This window comes from Microbacterium sp. H1-D42, from assembly GCF_022637555.1.
Taxonomy (GTDB): Bacteria; Actinomycetota; Actinomycetes; order Actinomycetales; family Microbacteriaceae; genus Microbacterium.
Map to the genome: position 1 here is coordinate 3,585,500 of NZ_CP093342.1, position 18,050 is coordinate 3,603,549.

General features: G+C 68.5%; 13 protein-coding genes and 1 pseudogene. 11 read left to right on the plus strand and 3 right to left on the minus strand.

The features are described from left to right. Positions 1–6: 6 nt before the first annotated feature. From MNR00_RS16880 to MNR00_RS16915, 8 genes and pseudogenes are all read left to right on the plus strand, one after another. On the plus strand, positions 7–888 hold the full coding sequence (locus tag MNR00_RS16880; protein ID WP_241927067.1) for a DUF58 domain-containing protein: 882 nt from the start codon (positions 7–9) through the stop codon (positions 886–888). Then, complete coding sequence (locus tag MNR00_RS16885; protein ID WP_241927068.1) at positions 875–1,363, plus strand: hypothetical protein; 489 nt, start codon at positions 875–877, stop codon at positions 1,361–1,363. The genes MNR00_RS16880 and MNR00_RS16885 overlap by 14 nt, the downstream gene beginning before the upstream one ends. Further along, on the plus strand, positions 1,354–2,340 hold the full coding sequence (locus MNR00_RS16890; RefSeq protein ID WP_241927069.1) for a VWA domain-containing protein: 987 nt from the start codon (positions 1,354–1,356) through the stop codon (positions 2,338–2,340). Before MNR00_RS16885 ends, MNR00_RS16890 begins: the two co-directional genes overlap by 10 nt. After that, complete coding sequence (locus MNR00_RS16895) at positions 2,337–3,368, plus strand: VWA domain-containing protein (RefSeq protein WP_241927070.1); 1,032 nt, start codon at positions 2,337–2,339, stop codon at positions 3,366–3,368. Before MNR00_RS16890 ends, MNR00_RS16895 begins: the two co-directional genes overlap by 4 nt. Beyond that, positions 3,365–4,138: a hypothetical protein gene (locus tag MNR00_RS16900; protein WP_241927071.1), complete on the plus strand. Its 774-nt coding sequence runs from the start codon at positions 3,365–3,367 to the stop codon at positions 4,136–4,138. Before MNR00_RS16895 ends, MNR00_RS16900 begins: the two co-directional genes overlap by 4 nt. Beyond that, a complete protein-coding gene (locus MNR00_RS16905; RefSeq protein WP_241927072.1) occupies positions 4,132–5,241 on the plus strand; it encodes a hypothetical protein in 1,110 nt (369 codons plus the stop codon). Before MNR00_RS16900 ends, MNR00_RS16905 begins: the two co-directional genes overlap by 7 nt. Positions 5,242–5,355: 114 nt before the next feature. Then, positions 5,356–6,600: pseudogene (locus MNR00_RS16910) on the plus strand (alkyl sulfatase dimerization domain-containing protein); the annotation flags it as partial. Positions 6,601–6,784: 184 nt separating this feature from the next. Next, positions 6,785–7,009, plus strand: a complete 225-nt coding sequence (locus tag MNR00_RS16915; RefSeq protein WP_241927073.1) for a hypothetical protein — start codon at positions 6,785–6,787, stop codon at positions 7,007–7,009. A 64-nt stretch (positions 7,010–7,073) separates the two neighbouring features. Here the strand turns inward: MNR00_RS16915 and MNR00_RS16920 are convergent, their stop codons facing one another. After that, positions 7,074–8,237 carry an ROK family transcriptional regulator gene (locus tag MNR00_RS16920; RefSeq protein WP_241927074.1) on the minus strand — a complete coding sequence of 388 codons (1,164 nt, stop codon included), beginning with the start codon at positions 8,235–8,237 and terminating at the stop codon, positions 7,074–7,076. Between the two features lie 151 nt (positions 8,238–8,388). Here MNR00_RS16920 and MNR00_RS16925 point away from each other — a divergent pair, with 151 nt between their 5' ends. Continuing rightward, entirely contained in the window at positions 8,389–11,586 is a 3,198-nt protein-coding gene (locus MNR00_RS16925) for an Ig domain-containing protein (protein WP_241927075.1), read from the plus strand. 259 nt (positions 11,587–11,845) lie between these two features. On the opposite strand, the gene MNR00_RS16930 is transcribed toward MNR00_RS16925, so the two are convergent. Further along, the gene (locus tag MNR00_RS16930) at positions 11,846–14,914 is read right to left on the minus strand and encodes a family 20 glycosylhydrolase (RefSeq protein WP_241927076.1); all 3,069 of its coding nucleotides are present in this window, start codon (positions 14,912–14,914) and stop codon (positions 11,846–11,848) included. 120 nt (positions 14,915–15,034) lie between these two features. Here MNR00_RS16930 and MNR00_RS16935 point away from each other — a divergent pair, with 120 nt between their 5' ends. After that, positions 15,035–16,051 (plus strand): LacI family DNA-binding transcriptional regulator, encoded by a 1,017-nt coding sequence (locus MNR00_RS16935; RefSeq protein ID WP_241927077.1) that lies wholly within the window; start codon positions 15,035–15,037, stop codon positions 16,049–16,051. A 117-nt stretch (positions 16,052–16,168) separates the two neighbouring features. Next, a complete protein-coding gene (locus MNR00_RS16940) occupies positions 16,169–17,110 on the plus strand; it encodes a BadF/BadG/BcrA/BcrD ATPase family protein (protein WP_241927078.1) in 942 nt (313 codons plus the stop codon). Positions 17,111–17,210: 100 nt separating this feature from the next. Here MNR00_RS16940 and MNR00_RS16945 read toward each other — a convergent pair whose 3' ends face one another. Then, complete coding sequence (locus tag MNR00_RS16945) at positions 17,211–17,918, minus strand: ZIP family metal transporter (RefSeq protein WP_241927079.1); 708 nt, start codon at positions 17,916–17,918, stop codon at positions 17,211–17,213. Positions 17,919–18,050: the final 132 nt, after the last annotated feature.

An 18,050-nucleotide genomic window follows, 5' to 3' on the forward strand; every position in this document is an offset into this window, starting at 1 on the left:
AACCGCATGCCCAGCCTCGTCACGCAGGTGAAGAGCCGCCTCTTCATCCACTCGCCGCAGAAGTCGATGCACGCCCTCGACGGCGCGTACGCGTCACTGCTGCGCGGTCGCAGCCTCGACTTCGAGGACCTGCGGCCGTACGAGTTCGGCGATCAGGTGCGCGACATCGACTGGCGGGCCACAGCCAAGCACGGTGAACCGCTGATCAAGCGCACCAAGGCGACCCGCAAGCACACCGTGCTGTTCCTGGTCGACTCCGGTCGCGGCATGAACGCCCTGGCCGAGGACGAGGGCTCGAAGCGCGAGCTCGTGCTGCTGCTGACCGGCGCCCTCGGGTTCCTCACAGTGCGCCACGGCGACGACTTCTCGGTCGTCTACGGCGACGCCGACCGCGTGCGCCGTCTCGCCCCCGGCAGCAGTGAAGGCTCGCTCGAGCACGCCCTGCGCACCATCGACGGCGCCATCACGCAGAGCACGGCCCGCAACGACCGCCATGCGCTGCTGCACTACGTGGCGCGCAACATCGCGCGGCGCATGATCGTCGTCATCGTCACCGACGAGGCGCCAGTGACCGATGAGACGGATCGGATGCTGCGCCGATTGAGGGTGCAGCACGACGTCCTGTGGCTGACCGTGCGCGATGCCGACCCCGTGGCCGGCCACAGCGCACACCGCCGCGACGTCGACACCGGCTGGTCGGTGCCCGACTTCGTGCACGGCGATGCCCAGGTGATGGCGGAGCTTGCCGCGCAGGAGGCCGCCGACACCGCGCGCCGCCACGAGCTGCTGCGCCGCCTCGAGATCACGCACGCCGAGTTCGCCGGGCGGGATGCTGCCGTGCCGACCCTGCTCGCCATGCTGAATCGGAGGTCGCATGCCCGCCTCTGACGAGCTGTACCCGCCGGCGCAGTACGGCTGGGGATGGATCCTGCTGGCCATCGGCATCCTGCTGCTGCTGGCACTGGCCGCGTGGCTGCTCGTGTTCCTGACCAGGCCGAAGCGCAGCATCACGCTGCCGGGCACCACGACATACGCGCCGCCGACCGCCGAGGTGCTGGCGCAGCTGCGCACCGAGTACCTCGCCGACGTGCAGCGCATCGAGGTCGCATACCGATCTGGGAATATGCCGCCGCGCCAGGCGAACCTCGAGCTCAGTCGCACGGTGCGGGCGTTCGTCAACGAGTACTCCGGACTCGAGGCACCGGTGCTCTCACTTGACGATCTCGTCGCCCGCGGGGTCGACCCGGCACTCATCGACGCGATCCGCCGGCACTACTATCCGAGCATCTTCCAGCGCGGGCCGGCGATCGATCCGGTCTACGGCGCCGAGGCCGCACGCAAGGTGGTGTCGACATGGCACTGAACACCTGGTGGATGGTCCTCATCGGCGTCGCCGTGATCCTCGTCGCCGTCGGCATCGGCATCCTGCTCGGGCTGCGCTCGACCGCACGCCGAGCCGCGGACCCCGCCGCACTGGTCTCGCGAGCCGAGCGCCTGCGCACCCTGCCGGCGTTCCGCCAATCGGTCAGCCGACGCATGACGCTGCTGTCCGGCATCCTCGTGCTCGGCTCGATCGCGGTGCTGCTCGGCGGCGTCGTCGCGGCGCGACCGATGGCCGCGAAGACGGTGCAACCCGTCAACACCAGCCGCGACATCATGCTGTGCCTGGACGTGTCTGGTTCGATGTCAGAGGTCGACGTCGAGGTGCTGAGCGTCTTCGAACAGCTGCTGGACGGCTTCGAGGGCGAGCGGATCGGCCTGACCATCTTCAACAGCTCGCCCGTGCAGGTCTTCCCGCTCACCGACGACTACCCCTTCGTGCGCGAGCAGCTGAAGAAGATCCGCAGCAGCTTCGACTACACCGAGCAGACGCCAGAGCACTGGGTCGGCACGCTCAACGGTCCTGGGGCATCGCTGATCGGCGACGGACTCGCGGCGTGCACCATGCGGTTCGACCATGTCGACGACGAGCGCAGCCGCTCCGTGATCCTCGCCACAGACAACGAGCTCGCCGGCGCCTCGATCCTGACCATCGATGAAGCGGCCCAGTACGCCAAGTCGAAGCAGGTGCGCGTGTTCGCTCTGAACCCCGTGCAGGGCAAGGACGCCGAAGTCAGCGCACAGCTGTCCGACGCCGCGGCTCTCACCGGCGGCCAGTCCTATGCGCTGCGCGACACCACGACCGTGGCCGACATCATCACCGAGATCCAGAAGCAGGAGGCGCGCGCGCTGAAGGGCCAGGCGCAGGTGATCTGGGTCGACAGCCCGAATCTGTGGATCGCGCTGATGCTGGTCGCCATCCTCGGCTTCGTCGTGCTGCTGTGGAGGGTGAAGCTGTGATCCTCCAACCCGTTCTGAACCCCGTGCTGCTGGTGCTGCTGTGCGCGCCGCTCGCTGTCCTCGCGGTCTGGGCGATCGTCAAGGGGCCCGGCCAGGAACGAGCTCATGCCGGACGCAGCATATGGGCGCTGCGCCTTGGCATGATCGTCGTCGTGTTCGTCATGCTGTTGCGCCCTGGCATCCCCGGCGGCACCTCGCAGACCCTCGCGACCGACACCGACATCGTGATCGTCGTCGACACCACCGCCAGCATCGCCGCCGAGGACTGGGCCGGCGGCGAACCCCGCCTGAACGGCGTCCGCGCCGACGTGCAGGCGATCGTGGACGAGTACCCTGGAGCGCGCTTCGCGCTGATCAGCTTCGACGCCACGGCACAGCTGCGCCTGCCGCTGACCACCGATGCCACGGCGCTGATGTCCTCGCTCGATGTGATGAGCCCTGAGGTCACCGATCAGTCCCGCGGGTCGTCGATCGGCATCGCGAATCGGATGCTGGCAGACACGCTCTCGGCTGCCGCGACCGCGGCCCCGGAGCGGAGCCGGATGGTGTTCTACCTCGGTGACGGCGAGCAGACCACCTCGAGTGAGCCTGAGTCCTTCGCCGCCGCATCGAAGTACGTCGACGGTGGTGCCGTGCTCGGCTACGGCACGACCGAGGGCGGACCGATGCGCAAGACCACCGGCACCAGCGCCGAGGGCGAGTACATCGAGTACCAGGGCGCGCCGGCCATGTCGGTGCGCGACGAGGACAACCTGCGGCAGATCTCAGAGCAGCTCGGCGTGGAGTACCAGGAGCGGTCCGCGGATGCCGAGATCGCCCTCCCCGAAGCGCCGACCAGCACGACCGATTACGCCTCATCCGGCGAGGTCGGCAACGTCATCGAGCTGTACTGGATCCTCGCTCTTGTCCTGATCGCGATGGTGGGGATCGAGCTCGCCCGCGCGACGATGCTCGTCACCCGACTGCGTGGACTGACCGCGCCCCGACGCAGCTCCGCCCGGCAGCCGTCCGAGGGAGGTGGACGATGAGCACCGCGAACCCCACGCAGGCCGATGCCGCAGCGGAGCTGCTCGCCGTGAACCGCCGGCGGCGCAGCATCCGACGCTGGGTCGCGATCGCGACCTTGCCACTCACCCTCGCGGCGCTGCTCTTCGTCGGCAAGCTGCTGAGCATGTACGCGTTCGCGCATGAGTCGATCAGCTCGTTCGTCGCCGGCGGCTACGCCGAGTCGGAGTCGGCGGCCCGTGGGCAGGACGTGCTGAACTGGTTCGAGCCGTTCAAGGCGCCGTACAACATCGGCACCGCGATGGCGGGCGCCGAGAAGCTGCCAGAGGCGCGTGCTGAGCTCGAGGAGGCGCTCCCTCTCGCGACGGGTCTCGACGTCTGCGCTGTTCGGATCAATCTGTCCCTCGTCATGGAGCGGCAGGGAGACGCGGCGCAGGCCGACGGCGATGCCGTCGCTGCCGCCGAGTTCTACGGCGAGGCGCTGCAGATGACGGTCGAGACGCCCGAGGAGTGCAGCAGCGACGATGCGCAGAACCAATCGCCTGATCCGAACCGCGACATGAGCGACACCCTCAAGGACAACCAGCAGCGCCAGCAGGAGAAGCAGCAGCAGAGCCAGCAGAACCCCGATCAGGGCGAGCAGCCGCAGGAGCCCGACCAGAGCGACCCGCAGGACCGGCCATCGCAGAGCGACCTCGACGACATCGAGGACCGCCTGAACCAGGGCGCGCAGGACCGCGAGGACCAGCAGGACGGCGAAGGCGGCGGGGGCGGAACGGACAAGCCGTGGTAGACCATCAGCGCAGCAGATACGTAGGCGGCGCCGAGGGTGCACCGCCGCTTCCCCCGGCGGGCGGCTACCACGGCGCACGGCGCGCACCAGCGGGGCTGGATGCCGCGGCCGGCCTCGCACCGGCATCCGGAGACGTCGTCTTCACCGCAGCGACAGAGGGCAAGAAGACGTCGAACGCCATCGGCCTCGTCGCGATCATCGCGGCCGGGCTGTTCACGATCGCGTTGCTGCTGCTGATGGGCGCCGGCGGCACCGACGCCCTGTACGGCGTCTCGATGCTGGTCGTGCAGCTGGTCGTCGTCGGGCTGATCGTGGCGGCGCTGCTCACGCCGCGAGGGCGGATGCTGGGAGCGATCGCCCTGGCGGTCACGCTGGTCTTCAACGTGGCGACGGTGGGGGCGATGGGCGCACTCCGGTCGGCTGCGACGCAGGCGTACGACGGCACGAAGTCGGAGCAGCAGCGGCACGAGCAGGCGTATCCGGGAGTCGAGGGCACCTCCAACTACGACGTGCTGAACGGGCCATCGCTCGAGCAGGTGCAGTCAGAGGGCGATGAGCTGATGGCCCAGGTGCGCGAGCGCGTCAGCGAGCGGTTCGGGTACACCTGGGTGCAGGCGGGCTCCGTCGACGTCAGCCCTGAGCGCAACGGGTACGGCGGGGAGTCGATGCTCAAGCGCTACACCTCCACGACCTGGACGACAGAGCAGCCGGTGCAGGACAACGATCGCAAGCGCGAGATCATGCAGGTCGTCGACGAGGTGCTCCTCGAGCGCGGCATGTGGGAGCTGTATGCGCTCAACGAGCCCGGCTCCGGCATCTCAGACGACATGGTCGCCAAGCTGTACGGGTCGGCCGATGTCGACCGCCAGCACACCTGGGAGCACTACTCCGACACCTACCCGGAGCCGCTGCGGTTCTACGTCACCACGTACGACCTGTCGAAGGACCCCACCGGCGAGTTCCACACCGAGCGCGAGGCCGTGGCCCAGCAGACCGGCGAGCCGCTCGAGGGCGTGCAGTTGATGATCCTCGCCCGCCAGGTGCTGCCGGAGAAGGACCGCGCCGCGTTCGAGGAGAAGCTTAGGGAGTACCCCGGGTTCTGAGGCGACCGGCCGCTCACCAGAACCGGATGACCTCCGCTCGCACGGTCCAGACATCAGGGGCAGGATGTCGTGTGAGATGAGGGCGATGCCCCTCGATGGCTGGAGAGCGAACCAATGGATCACAAGCCTGCTTCCGCGGCCATCAAAGCACAGCAAGATGCTGCGCTGAGAAGCCTGCCGTTTCACGACACCTCTGACTTCGACGACACGGCGCGCGGCCTCGATCTGTCGAACATCACGTTCGTCGAGGGCGACACCGGTGTCATCGTCATCGACCCGCTGATCTCCACCGAGACCGCCGCGGCGGCCCTTGGCCTGTACCGCGAACATCGCGGCGAGCGCCCTGTGGCCGCCGTGATCTTCACGCACTCGCACATCGACCACTTCGGCGGCGTCTTCGGTGTCGCCTCGCAGGAGGACGTGGATGCCGGGAAGATCCAGATCATCGCGCCGGAGGGCTTCGTCGAGCACGCCGTCGCCGAGAACGTCTACGCGGGCACCGCGATGGCCCGCCGCGCGGGCTACACGTACGGGGCGGCGCTGGAACGCGGGCCGCAGGGCGCCGTGGGTGCCGGTCTCGGCCAGACGACATCGACCGGTTCGGTCGGCATCATGGAGCCCACGCTGCTGATCAGCACCACAGGCGAGGCGCACACCGTCGACGGCGTTGAGATCGAGTTCCAGATGGCACCTGGTACCGAGGCGCCGTCCGAGATGCACTTCTATTTCCCCGGCGACCGCGCGCTGTGCATGGCCGAGAACGCCACGCACAACCTGCACAACCTGCTCACCCTTCGTGGCGCGGTCGTGCGCGATCCGCACGTCTGGTCGCAGTACCTCACCGAGGCGATCGCGACCTTCGGCGGCCGCACCGACGTGGTCTTCGCCTCGCACCACTGGCCGACCTGGGGTCAGGACCGCATCTCGGAGTTCCTCGGCCTGCAGCGCGACCTCTACGCCTACCTGCACGATCAGACGCTGCGTCTGATCAGCAGCGGCTACACAGGGGCCGAGGCGGCTGAGATGTTCCAGCTGCCGCCGGCGCTGGAGAACGCCTGGCACGCCCGCGGGTACTACGGCTCGGTCAGCCACAATGTGAAGGCGATCGTGCAGCGCTATCTGGGCTGGTTCGACGGCAACCCGGCCAGGCTGTGGGCACACCCGCCGGTGGAGCAGTCCAAGCGATATGTCGCCCTGGCCGGCGGGATCGACAACATCGTCGCCGCCGCGCAGACGGCGTTCGACGAGGGGGACTTCCGCTGGGCGGCCACGCTGCTCGACCACGCCGTGTTCACCGACGAGAACCACGCCGCAGCCCGCGCGCTGTACGCGGACACCCTCGAGCAGCTGTCCTACGGCTCCGAGAACGGCACATGGCGCAACTTCTTCGCCTCGGGCGCCACCGAACTGCGCCAGGGCAACTTCGGCACACCGACCCAGACCAGCTCGGCGACGATCCTCGCTCAGCTGTCGCCCGAGATGCTGCTGGACGCGATCGCGATCCCTCGCGCTCGAGCTGACCGACCTGCAGCGCACCTTCCGGGTGACCCTGCGCAACGGCGTGCTCGTCTACCTCGAAGACGGCGATGGCGATGTGTCGCTCACGCTTCGTCTGACGAAGCCGCGCCTGCTCGCGCTGGTCGGCGGCGACAACACCTCCCCCCGGAGTCGAGATCGACGGCGACATCGAGGTGCTGAAGAGCATCCTCGCCGTCGTTCAGCCTGGCGCCCCTGCGTTCAACATCGTCACACCGTGACGCTGGTCTGAGCGGATCGACCGGAGCCCCGTCGCCTCGTGCGACGGAGCTCCGTCGTTCCGGCAGACCGCCGGCTCACCAGGGGTTTCGTGTGAGCAGCACGGCGTCGGGGCTGATCGCCGACGGACGTCCGAGCACAGCATCCACATCATTCAGCGCCTGCCGCAGTGCACCCAGCAGGCTCGAGTCATCGCCGAGCGTCGAGGGCACCACCTCGACCGGGAACAGACAGCGCTCGGCGAGGATGCCGCGGATCGGCCCCACGAGCGCCTCGCCCGCTGTCGCGAGCTCACCGCCGACGATCACCCGCGGCGGATCGATGATCGACACCAGTGCCACCAGCCCGGGCGCCAGCGCGTCGATGAACGTAGCGAGCACATCACTCGCGCGCGGGTCGGCGAAATCGACGTCGGCGCCGCGGAAGGGCATCCGCTCGGGATCCTTGCCCGACCTCAGGGTCTGCAGCGCGGTGACCGCGCGAGGCCAGCCGAGCTCGGCGATGCCGCCCACCTCGCCGGACGCGCCGTGCCAGCCACGATAGGGCGCACCGTCGATCGTGATCGCTGCGGCGAGCGCGGTGCCGGCCAGCACAGTCACCGACGTGTCGACATCGACGGCGGCGCCCTTCCAGTGCTCGGCCAGTGCAGCGCAGCGGGCGTCGTTGCCGACGCTCACGGTGGCTGCGGGAAAGTGCTTCGCCCACTCCTGCGCCAGGTTCACCCCGGTCAGCTCCGGCAGGCGCGAGCTGCGCACCACGATCCCAGACGCATCGACGATTCCGGTTGTGGCGACACCCACCGCCCAGATGTCGCTCCGGGCGAGCGCGGCTGCCTCGAGCAGCTCGTCCACGGCGTCGAACGCCGTGCGGAATCGCTGCGCGGTCGATGTGGCACCTGTGATCGTCACCTCAGCGCGGTCGATGATCGTTCCGTCGAGTGTGGCGACGAGCATCCTGATCAGCTCGACCCCCATGTCGCACGCGAGGATGTGTCCTGCCTCGGCGCGAAAGGCGAAGCGCTTGGCGGGACGCCCGGCCTTCCGTCCGACCTCGGGCTCAGGCTCGATCCGCTGCACCAGTCCCCGCTCGACCAGGTACGACGCGGCCTCCTCCACTGTGGGGCGCGACAAGCGGGTCAGCGCCGCGAGGTCGGTCACACTCAGCGAGGACGCGCTGCGCAGGTGCGAGAGCACACCGACTTCATTGCCGCGCGGCGCCAGCGGTTCTCTCATGTCAGGCATCCGACTCTCCCTTGCGTCACCCTTGACAGCCTTCGTCACGACTGCTTGACTCACCACACCACATTATAAAAATCATCTTCATAATTGTGGTGATCTACTCCCCACTTCCCCGATTCATCGATGATTCGATGCCCCCTCCCTAGGAGTTTCAATGAAGAAGCGATCGGCGATCACCGCGTCTCTCGCGGTCGGCGCCCTGACAGCCACAGCGCTCAGCTGCGTCGGGGTGTCTCCCGCGTTGGCATCCGATGACCTGCGCATCACCGCAGGCTATCTGTCCATCGGACTCGACAGCACCGGCACCGTCACCAGTCTCAGCGACATCCGCACCGGAACCGAGTACCTCGTCCCCGAGAAGCACGCGCCGCTGGTGAGTCTCGTCATCGACGGCGAGCAGCAGATGCCGACTTCGGTCACAAAGGTCGACGGTGATCTGGAGTTCTCCAGCGACAGCGCCGACTACACCGTGACCGTCGACGTGGAGGATGCCGGCGGCTACTCCACCTTCGAGGTGACCGATGTCGATGCGCCGGCCGGCGCCGACGTGGAGTCGCTGCTGTGGGGCCCTCTGCCGACCAGCATCACCGAGACTGTGGGCGAAGTGGTCGGCGTCGCGCGCAACGACTCGTTCGCCCTCGGCATGCGCCCCCTCACCGATCGCACCGAGGGCGGCTGGCCGCAGCAGTACGACGATCTCGGCTGGAAGGACGAGGTCTCGCCGAACCCGTCCGACCTCGAGGTCTGGCCGCACGAGGAGTGGAGCGTCGCAGGCGTGACTCCGTGGGGCACGCTGCTGCGCGCGTTCCAGTTCGACTACTCGAAGGAGCGGATGCGGTCGCAGATCGGCGGATACGACATCCCCGTCGGTCCGCTGGCCGAGCAGCCCACTGTGCTCGGCTCGAAGGTGGCGATCTTCGGGGCCGATCCGTCCGCGACGCCGACCGTGCTCTCCGAGATCTCGCAGTCCGAGGGACTGCCGTATCCGACGATCGACGGACAGTGGCAGAAGGTCGCGCAGGCCACCTCGCAGTCGTTCCTGGTGCTCGGCGATCTGAACACCGGAACCCTCGCGGAGGGCGCCGAGTTCGCGAAGCTCGCCGGCATCGACTACCTCTACTCGCTGCCGAACGCCGCAGGCCCCTGGCAGGCCACCGGGCACTACGAGTTCAACACCTCGATGGGTCAGGGCGACGCCGGAGTGGCCGAATTCGTCGAACGCGCCGAGAAGCTCGGCATCAAGATCGGTGTGCACACCCTGTCGGACTTCGTCGCCTCGAACGACGCCTATGTGACCGCACCGGCCGACGACCGGCTCGCGCTGGGAGGCCGTGCGACACTCACGCGTCCGCTGAGCGCCACGGCGACCACGGCGTACCTCAGCGACGATGCCCTCCTTCGCGATGGCGTCCAGGGACGCAAGCTGCGCATCGGCGACGAGTTCATCGACTACAGCTCCTTCGCGAAGGTCGGCGATGAGTGGGAGGTGCGCGGTCTGTCGCGGGCACGCTGGGGCTCGGCCGCCGTCGCGCACGATGAGGGTGCCACCGCTGCCCGCCTGCTGCAGAACCAGTACGGCGGAGCCCTCGGCAACATCGAGATCATCGATGAGATCGCAACGCGCCTGTCGACCATCTGGAACGACACCGGCATCCGCGCCATGTCCTTCGACGGTCTCGAGTCCGCTTCGCAGTCCGGCTGGGGTTCGTTCGGCATGGCACAGCTGGTCGACAAGACCCGCGACCGCACCGAGAACAACGACGGCTTCATCACCGAGACGAGCCGGATGGGCTCGAACATCTGGGACGGCCTCTCGCGGGCCAGCTGGGGCGAGGTCGCATCGACCAGCATGAACCAGGTCTTCATCAACAACGAGTTCTACGCCGCCAACTACCTGCCGCACATGATGGGCTGGATCCGCCTCTCGGGCGGCGAGAGCCTGGTCAGCATCGAGCACAAGCTCGCACGCGCGGCGGGCCTCAACGCCGGAACAGGCTTCCAGGGCTCGGTCGGCAACCTGCGCGGCAGCGGCCAGCAGGCCCGCGATGTGCTCGACACGATCAAGCAGTGGGAGCGCGCCCGCAACGTCGGCGCATTCAGCGAGGAGCTGAAGGCGAAGTTCCGCGACCAGTCCACGAACTGGCATCTCGAGGTCGTCACCGAGGGTTCCGCGTGGACGCTGCAGCAGACGGATGCTGCTGGCGCGCCGATCGGCGACCCGATCGCCATCGCGGCACCGACCCCGCAGATCTCGACCTCGTCGCTGCCCAACGCCGTGGCCGGTGAACTCTACGAGCAGCAGGTGGAGTCCAACAACCCGACGACGGTCCGGTTCGAGGTGACCTCGGGCTCGCTGCCGAAGGGCCTGAAGCTCAACAAGGACACCGGTGGCATCATCGGCACCCCCGAGAAGCCCGGCACCAGCAAGTTCACGGTGACGGCGCACAACTCGGCAGGACTCGACTCGGTGTCGAAGAACCTGCAGATCCAGGTGCGGCCGTTCGGCGGCAAGGCGGCGGTCTCGATGAAGGCACCGCTCAGCACCGACGACCCGGTCGTGATCACGGTGCGCAACCCCAACGAGCACGCGCTGAAGAACCTGAACGTCACTCTGTCGGCCGGCGACGGCTGGACCGCCACGCCGGCGAGCACGATCCCGAAGAAGCTCGCGCCAGGGGTATCCGTCGAGATCGCCTTCGACCTCGCCGCCGTCCCCGACGCCGCCAGTGCGCGCACGATCGACCTGCGCGGAGCGGTGACGTACGACTACCCGGGCTCGAAGGGACTCAGCGAATCGGTGAAGGGCAGCATCATCGTGCCGCTCGCCGACATCTCGCTGGCCTTCAACAACGTCGGCATCACGCACGACGACAACCCCGGCCCTGGCAACGTCGACGGCGCCCGCAACAGCTACTCGGCCGAGGCACTCGCGGCCGCCGGCCTCGTGGCGGGTGCGGAGTTCACCAACGACGGCATCACGTACACGTGGCCGTCGGCCGTGGGCACGCCGAACAACGTCAACGGCAGCGCGACCTTCAAGGTCGCCGGCGAGGGAGACCGCCTCGGCTTCCTCGGCAGCGCGATCGGCTCGCAGTCGGGCACGGGTGTCATCACCTACACCGACGGCACGACCCAGCAGTTCACCCTGAGCTTCGAGAACTGGGGCGACCCGGAGCCCGGCGATGCCGTGGCCAACTCGACGTACCGCAACACTCAGAGCGGTCCGGCGAACCACGGGTACTCGTACCGCGTGTTCGCGGAGCAGGTGGAGCTCGCAGCGGGCAAGCGCGTGCACACGGTCACGCTGCCGAACAACGGATCCATCCACGTGTTCGCGGCGGCGATCGGCTGAGCGCCCCGCGCTGAGTTCGAAAGGAGCCCCGTCGCCTCGTGCGGCGGGGCTCCGTCGTCGCCCGAGCGGTTCGGTTCGGGAACGGATGCAGGTCGATTGAACGTTTGTGGCGCGACACGCCGTGGGGGCGGTCCGCGTGTCGTGGAGTCTTGTCCTGCATCCTTTCTGGTTAGGCCGCGACCGGGATGGTCGGGGGCGAAAACGCCGGATGCCGGTGGCCGACCCCTGAGAGGGCCGGGCACCGGCATCCGATTCGCTGCTACTTGCCGCTTCCGCTGAGCTTCAGCGGGGCATCGTCGCTCGCTCCCGTCACCGTGCCGGTGAGGATGAGCTGGTGCTTGCCACCCTTGCTGTTCTTCGGAACAACGACGTCCTCGGCGATCCTGCCCTCGGCGTCGGCGGTGAGCGTGGCGATCAGCGTCTCGGTGTTCGGCCCGTGCTTGAGCAGCACGACCTCGATCGGCTCGCCGGGTGCGAAGCCCGCCCCGGTGACGCCGACAGTGCCCCCGAACGCGGCGCGGTCACGGTCGACGGTGATCGAGGCTTCATAGCTCGGCGCCTCCTGCACCGGACCCGCCGCGGCGAGCTCGCCGACCGTCGCCCACGGGTTTCCGTTGACCTCCGACAGAGCGACCAGCTTCAGGTAACGCGCCGACTGAGCCGGGAATCCGGCGATCTGCGCATCACCCGTGTTGGCGAACGCGCCGGACGAGACGGGCTCGCCCCACACACCGTCGATCGTCGCGACGTCGGTGGAGGCGTACACCTCATACTCACCGATGCGACCGTTCGCACCGCCCGAGCCGGTGCTGCTGCGACCGGTGTAGACCAGGCCGCACACCTGCTGTGCCTCACCGAGGTCGATGACGATCGAGTGCGGGTACTGCGCCTCCGGGCTCGACCACTGCGAGTGCCAGTAGGTCGCGGGGTTGCCGTCGATGGCGGCCGTTGCCGGTCCGTTCGGTGCGGGCTCGCCCGAGCGCTGCTCGCTGGAGACCGCGGCGATGGCGGTGGGTCGCACTGTTCCGGCGGCGCAGACTGAGTTGGCCTGCGTCTGACCCGAAGCGATGACCGTGCCGTCGGCGCCGACCAGTTCGAAGACGAACCCGCCGGTTCCGGTTGCCGCATTGACGTTGAACAGCTTCGCGTTGACCTCGGCGCTGTCGCTCGCGGCGATGTCGTCGAGCGCGAAGTTCGCGGGCAGAGCCGTCCAGCCGTCGGCCGCCTTCACCCGGAGGGCCGCTCCGGCGAGGGCATCCCCCGTCGAGTTGTTCACGGTGACCGTCACGTCGGCCGACTGACCGGGCGAGGCGGTGACGAACCCGGGCACCACGTTGACCGAGACGTCTCCGACCACGGTCCAGGCGGTGCGGCCCCAGTCTGCCGGCGTCTGCACGACGCGACCGTCGGCGACGTTCTTGAACCCTTCGCCGGCCACGGGCACGTCGTTCAGGCCCTGTGAGACCGACACGAACTGCTGGCTGGCGGCGTTGGCGATCGTGTAGCCGCCGTCGACCTTGCGCACCTGCCACTTCTGCAGGGTCGTGGTGGCGCACGTGCTCAGGGTGATGTCCACGCCGATCTCGACGGGCACGTTCAGGCGCATGGTCCCGTCGCCTGCCACGCTCAGGCAGCGCCCGTCGGCGGATGCGATCGTGTAGTAGCCGTCGTCTGTGCGGGTGAACGTGAAGGTCTCACCGGCATCCGAGAGCACGGTGCCAGCACCCTCGCCCGCGGCGAGCGCGCCGCCATCGGTCGACAGCGTGAACGCACCGGACGGCAGCGGCTGACGATCGGCGTTCTCCCACAGCGGGGCACGGCCGATGGTGTCCATCGAGGTCTTGAAGTCGGCGTACGTCGCCCACGGACGCTCGTCCGTCCACGTCGACTGCGCGACGAAGCGCAGCGGCTCGTACATCCGCTGCTCGGTGGTGTTCTCGGCCTCGCTCGGGGTGCCGCCGTCTGGCCAGATGCTCATCCGCGCGCCGAGGATCTTGTCGGCGCCGCTTGTGATCTTCTGACCGTAGAACTGCTCAGGGGTCCAGCCGTTCTCGTACAGGCCCTTGCTGTCCACGCCGTAGCCGCCGCGCACCATGTACAGCGAGTTCGAGATGTTGTTCACCTCGTGGCCCCAGTCGATGAACTGCTGCGGCTTGATCGTGGATCCGGCCTGGTTCCAGTGCTCGACAATGATGTCGGTGTCGAAGTCGACGAACTGGTTATCGCGCATCACGCCGTCATTCCAGATGCGCAGCGTCTTGCCCTTGGACTTGACGTAGTCGTTGATCTTGTTGACGTACCAGGCGACGACGTCGTTCTCGGTCGCTCCTGCGCCGAACTGCTGCTGAGCGAAGCGCTTGATCTGCGGGTAGTTGGCGTAGCCGCTGCCGAGCATGTACTCGTCGACGCCCATGTGCCAGTAGTCGCTGTCGAAGGCCTCGAAGTACTCGTCGATCAGGTCGGTGTAGAAGTCGTAGGAGGCGTCCTTGGTGATGTCCATGCGGACCTCGTCCTTGGCGCCGGTGCTCTCGTTGGTCAGCTGCAGCTCTGGCATGTTCTCGAGCCAGATCTCCATGTGACCCGGGGAGTTGATCTCGGGGATCACGTCGATGCCGTAGCGCTTCGCCTTCTCGACGAGAGCGGTGATGTCCTCCTTCGTGTAGTACGACCAGGTGTTGGTCTGCGGGTACTCGTCGACCTTGACCTTCAGCTCGACCATGAGCGTGTTCAGCTTGAGGAACGCCATGTCCTCGATCAGCCGGTCGATGAACTCGGTCGAGATGTTGATGACACAGGCGCACACGGTGACGCCGCGCTCGGGGTACTCGGGCACGTCGATGACCGAGCCGCGTGGCAGGGTGTCCTGCTGCGTCAGCATCTGCAGTACGGTGCGGGTGCCGTTGAAGACGCCAGCGGCGTCGGCGCCGGTGATGACGATGCTCTCGCCGACCTGCAGGTCGTAGCCCTGCGCGCCGAGGTCGTCGCGTGCGTCGTCGACGCGCAGCTCGATGTCGCCTGCGGCCGCATCGGCCGTCTCGACGCTCGCGGCCGGGTAGTCGGGGCGCAGCTCGTCGCGCAGGATGCCTGCCGTCGAGGTCAGGTGCGCGTCGGCGCCGTCGGCGATGATCGCGATGTCGTCGGATGCTGAGAACGTGCCGTCTACCTGCTGCCAGCCGTCGATGGAGGGGATGACGTCGGGCAGCGGGGCGGATGCCAGGGCGGCCGGGGCCGTGAAGGCGAGGGACCCGATGACGAAGGCCGTGGTGGTGACGGTGGCCGCGAGCGCTGTGCGCAGGCGACGCCCTGGTCTGCTGGTCGGTGATCTCACGGGGAGTGCCTCTCTGTGGGGACGGCGACGTCTCGAAGGGGGAGCGACATCGCTCGTATGTGGCATCGATAACATACTTGTCATCGCTAAGCTGTGTCAACGAATCGAGCGGAGGTCGCGGTGAAAGACGCGCAGAGCAAGGCGCCGGGGATGCTGGACGTCGCCAGGGTGGCCGGCGTGTCGGCGCAGACCGTGTCGCGGGTGCTTCGCGACCATCCGTACGTCTCCGACGACAAGCGCCAGCGGGTACTGGATGCCGTCGAGCAGCTCGGCTACCGGATGAACACCGCCGCCCGCGCGCTGTCCTCTGGCCGCACCCGCACGATCGGCGTGGTCAGCATGGCCACCGAGTCCTACGCCGGGGCGATGACCCAGTCAGCCATCGAACATGCCGCTGACGGCATGCACTACAGCGTGGTCGGGGCGCAGATCTCCAGCGTCGGGGTGGAGTCCATCAGCGCCGCACTCGGACGCCTGGAGCGGCTGGGGGCCGAAGCGCTCATCCTCGCGGTGCCGCTGCGCACCCCGGACAGCCGCGTCGAGGCCATCGCCGACCGCCTGCCGACCGCCACGATCGGCGGGTCCCCGGTCAGTCGAGCGCGTTCGCTCGACGTCGATCAGCGAGCCGTCGCCCGCCTGGCGTCCGAGCACCTGCTCGCGCTCGGACACCACACCGTGCAGCACATCACCGGTCCGGACGACTGGGTGGACTCCGTCGAGCGCACGGCGGGATGGCAGGAGGCGCTGGCAGCAGCCGGGCGCCCAGTGCCCAAGACGATCCATGGCGACTGGTCGCCGGAGTCCGGCTATCAGGCCGGCCTGCGCCTCGGCGCGGATCCCGACGTCACGGCGATCTTCGTCGCCAGCGATGAGATGGCCTTCGGGGTGGTGCGGGCCCTGCATGAGCGCGGTCGACGCGTGCCGCAAGATGTCTCGATCGTCGGGGTCGACGACGTGCGCCTGGCCGCGTACTGCACCCCCGCCCTGACCACCGTCGCGCAGCCGTTCGCTGAGCTTGGGCGCAGCGCCGTGGCATCCGTCACCGCGCGACTGGAGGGCCGCGACGACCCGACCAGCGACCTCACGCTCACCCCCGAGCTGATCGTCCGCGCCTCCACCGCTCCGCCCGCCGGTTGACGGTCGGCCCCCCCTGCGATGACAGGGGTCATCGCCGCTGGGCAGCGGGGCCGGATGTCTTACGCTGGCTGTTGGCCCTCTGCCCGATCGGGCCGCTCACCCCCGAGGAGTTCCCGCATGTCAGACGCACCGCAGAGCGCCCCCGAGCTGCTCGCCATCGACGCCGGCCAGACCGGCATCAAGGTGCGCCTGCGTCGTGCCGACGGCTCCACGCATGACGATGTCTTCTCGGGCGTGCTCACCGACCGTCCGCTGCTTGGCCAACTGGCCGAGGTCGCCGAGAGCGTCGTGCGCTCGGCCGGCGCCGCACCGCACACGATGACGCTCGGCGTGTCAGGCCTCACCGACGCGCGCGTCGAGGCAGAGGGGCTGATGCAGCGACCCGCGCTGGCCGGCGTGCAGCGTATCGTCGCTACGCACGATTCGGTGACATCGTTCCTCGGGGTGCTCGGCGACCAGTACGGCTCCGTCGTCGCCGCCGGCACCGGTGTCGTCACCCTCGGCGTCGGGCCGCAGCACTCCACCCGCGTCGACGGGTGGGGCTACATCATGGGCGACGCTGGCAGCGGCTACTGGATCGGCCGCGCGGCATTGGATGCCGTGATGCGCGCCTACGACGGCCGAGGACCCGTCACCGCCCTCACCGCTTCGGTGCAGGAACGCTGGCCCGACCTCGAGAGCGCGTACACCCAGTTGCAGGCCTCGCACGATCGCGTACGCACCGTCGCGTCGTTCGCGGCGAAGGTGGCCGAGTTCGCCGGAACCGGGGATGCCGTAGCCGTGCGCATCTGCCAGGAAGCCGCCCGCGAGCTGGCACTCGCGGCACTCGCATCGCTGCGTGTCGTCGACGCGCCGGCGGATGCCGCCGTGGGTGCGGTCGGCGGGGTGTTCGGGTCAGATGCCATCCGCAGTGCCTTCATCGACGCGGTGCGCGCCGAGCGATCGGATGCCCGATTCGTGCCCCCCATCGGCTCTGGCATCGACGGTGCCGTGGCCCTCGCCGACCTTGGCCCGAACCACCCGCTGCGCGAGCGTTTCGCCGACGTGACCCGCGGCTGATCGTCCTGGGTCGGGAGGAGTTCTCACGCTCGGGAGGACGTTCTGGGCGAAAAGCTCCTCCCGAGGCAGAGTTCTCCTCCCGAGGCAGACCAAGAGCCCGCTACGCGGTGAGCGCGAGGCCGGCAGCCACGGCGAACCCGAGCACCGTGGCGAGGCCGGTCGACTCCTTGGCCTTCGACTGCGCCTCGGGAATCATCGAATCGACGAGCATCACCAGCAGTGCGCCGGCCGCGAAGCCGTTCGCCGCCGCGCGGAAGTCAGGACCGACGGCATCCGCCAGCGCGTACCCGGCGACCGTCGCCAGGGCACACGCCACCGCGACACCCGCCCACAGCAACACGACGCGGCCCTTACGCATGCCCGATTCGAGCAAATCTGACGCGGACCCGATCGACTCCGGCAGGTTCGACACCAGGATCGCGACGACCAGCGCGATGCCGACGCCATCACCTGAGGCGACGCCGATACCGAGAACGAGCTGCTCCGGGATGCCGTCGAGCAGTGCCGCCACGGCAAGCGAGGGGCCGCCGGCGGGCTGATGCGTCTTGGCCTGGCGGGCATCGAGGATGCGCGCCGCGATGTAATAGGCGATCGCGCCCGCGGCGACGCCGATGACGAGGGGGACGGCGCCGGCCAGCTGCAGTCCCTCTTCCCAGAGTTCGAAGGCGATGGATGCCATCAGCGCACCCGCCCCGAAGCCGAGTACGATGCCGAGCCACTTCGGCGGCCAGCGGCGCAGCAGCGCGAGCAGCGCGCCGACCAGCAGCGGCGACGCCGCCACGACCCCCCACAGCACCGCCTGTCCCATGGCGACTACCGTACGCCCAGTGCGGCCCGACCCCGGGCATCCGACACCCGCCCGGAACACATCGGGGGCCGACGCGCCACATGTCGGACCGGTTCGCCGGTCCGACATGTGGCGTGTCGACCCCCAGAGTGC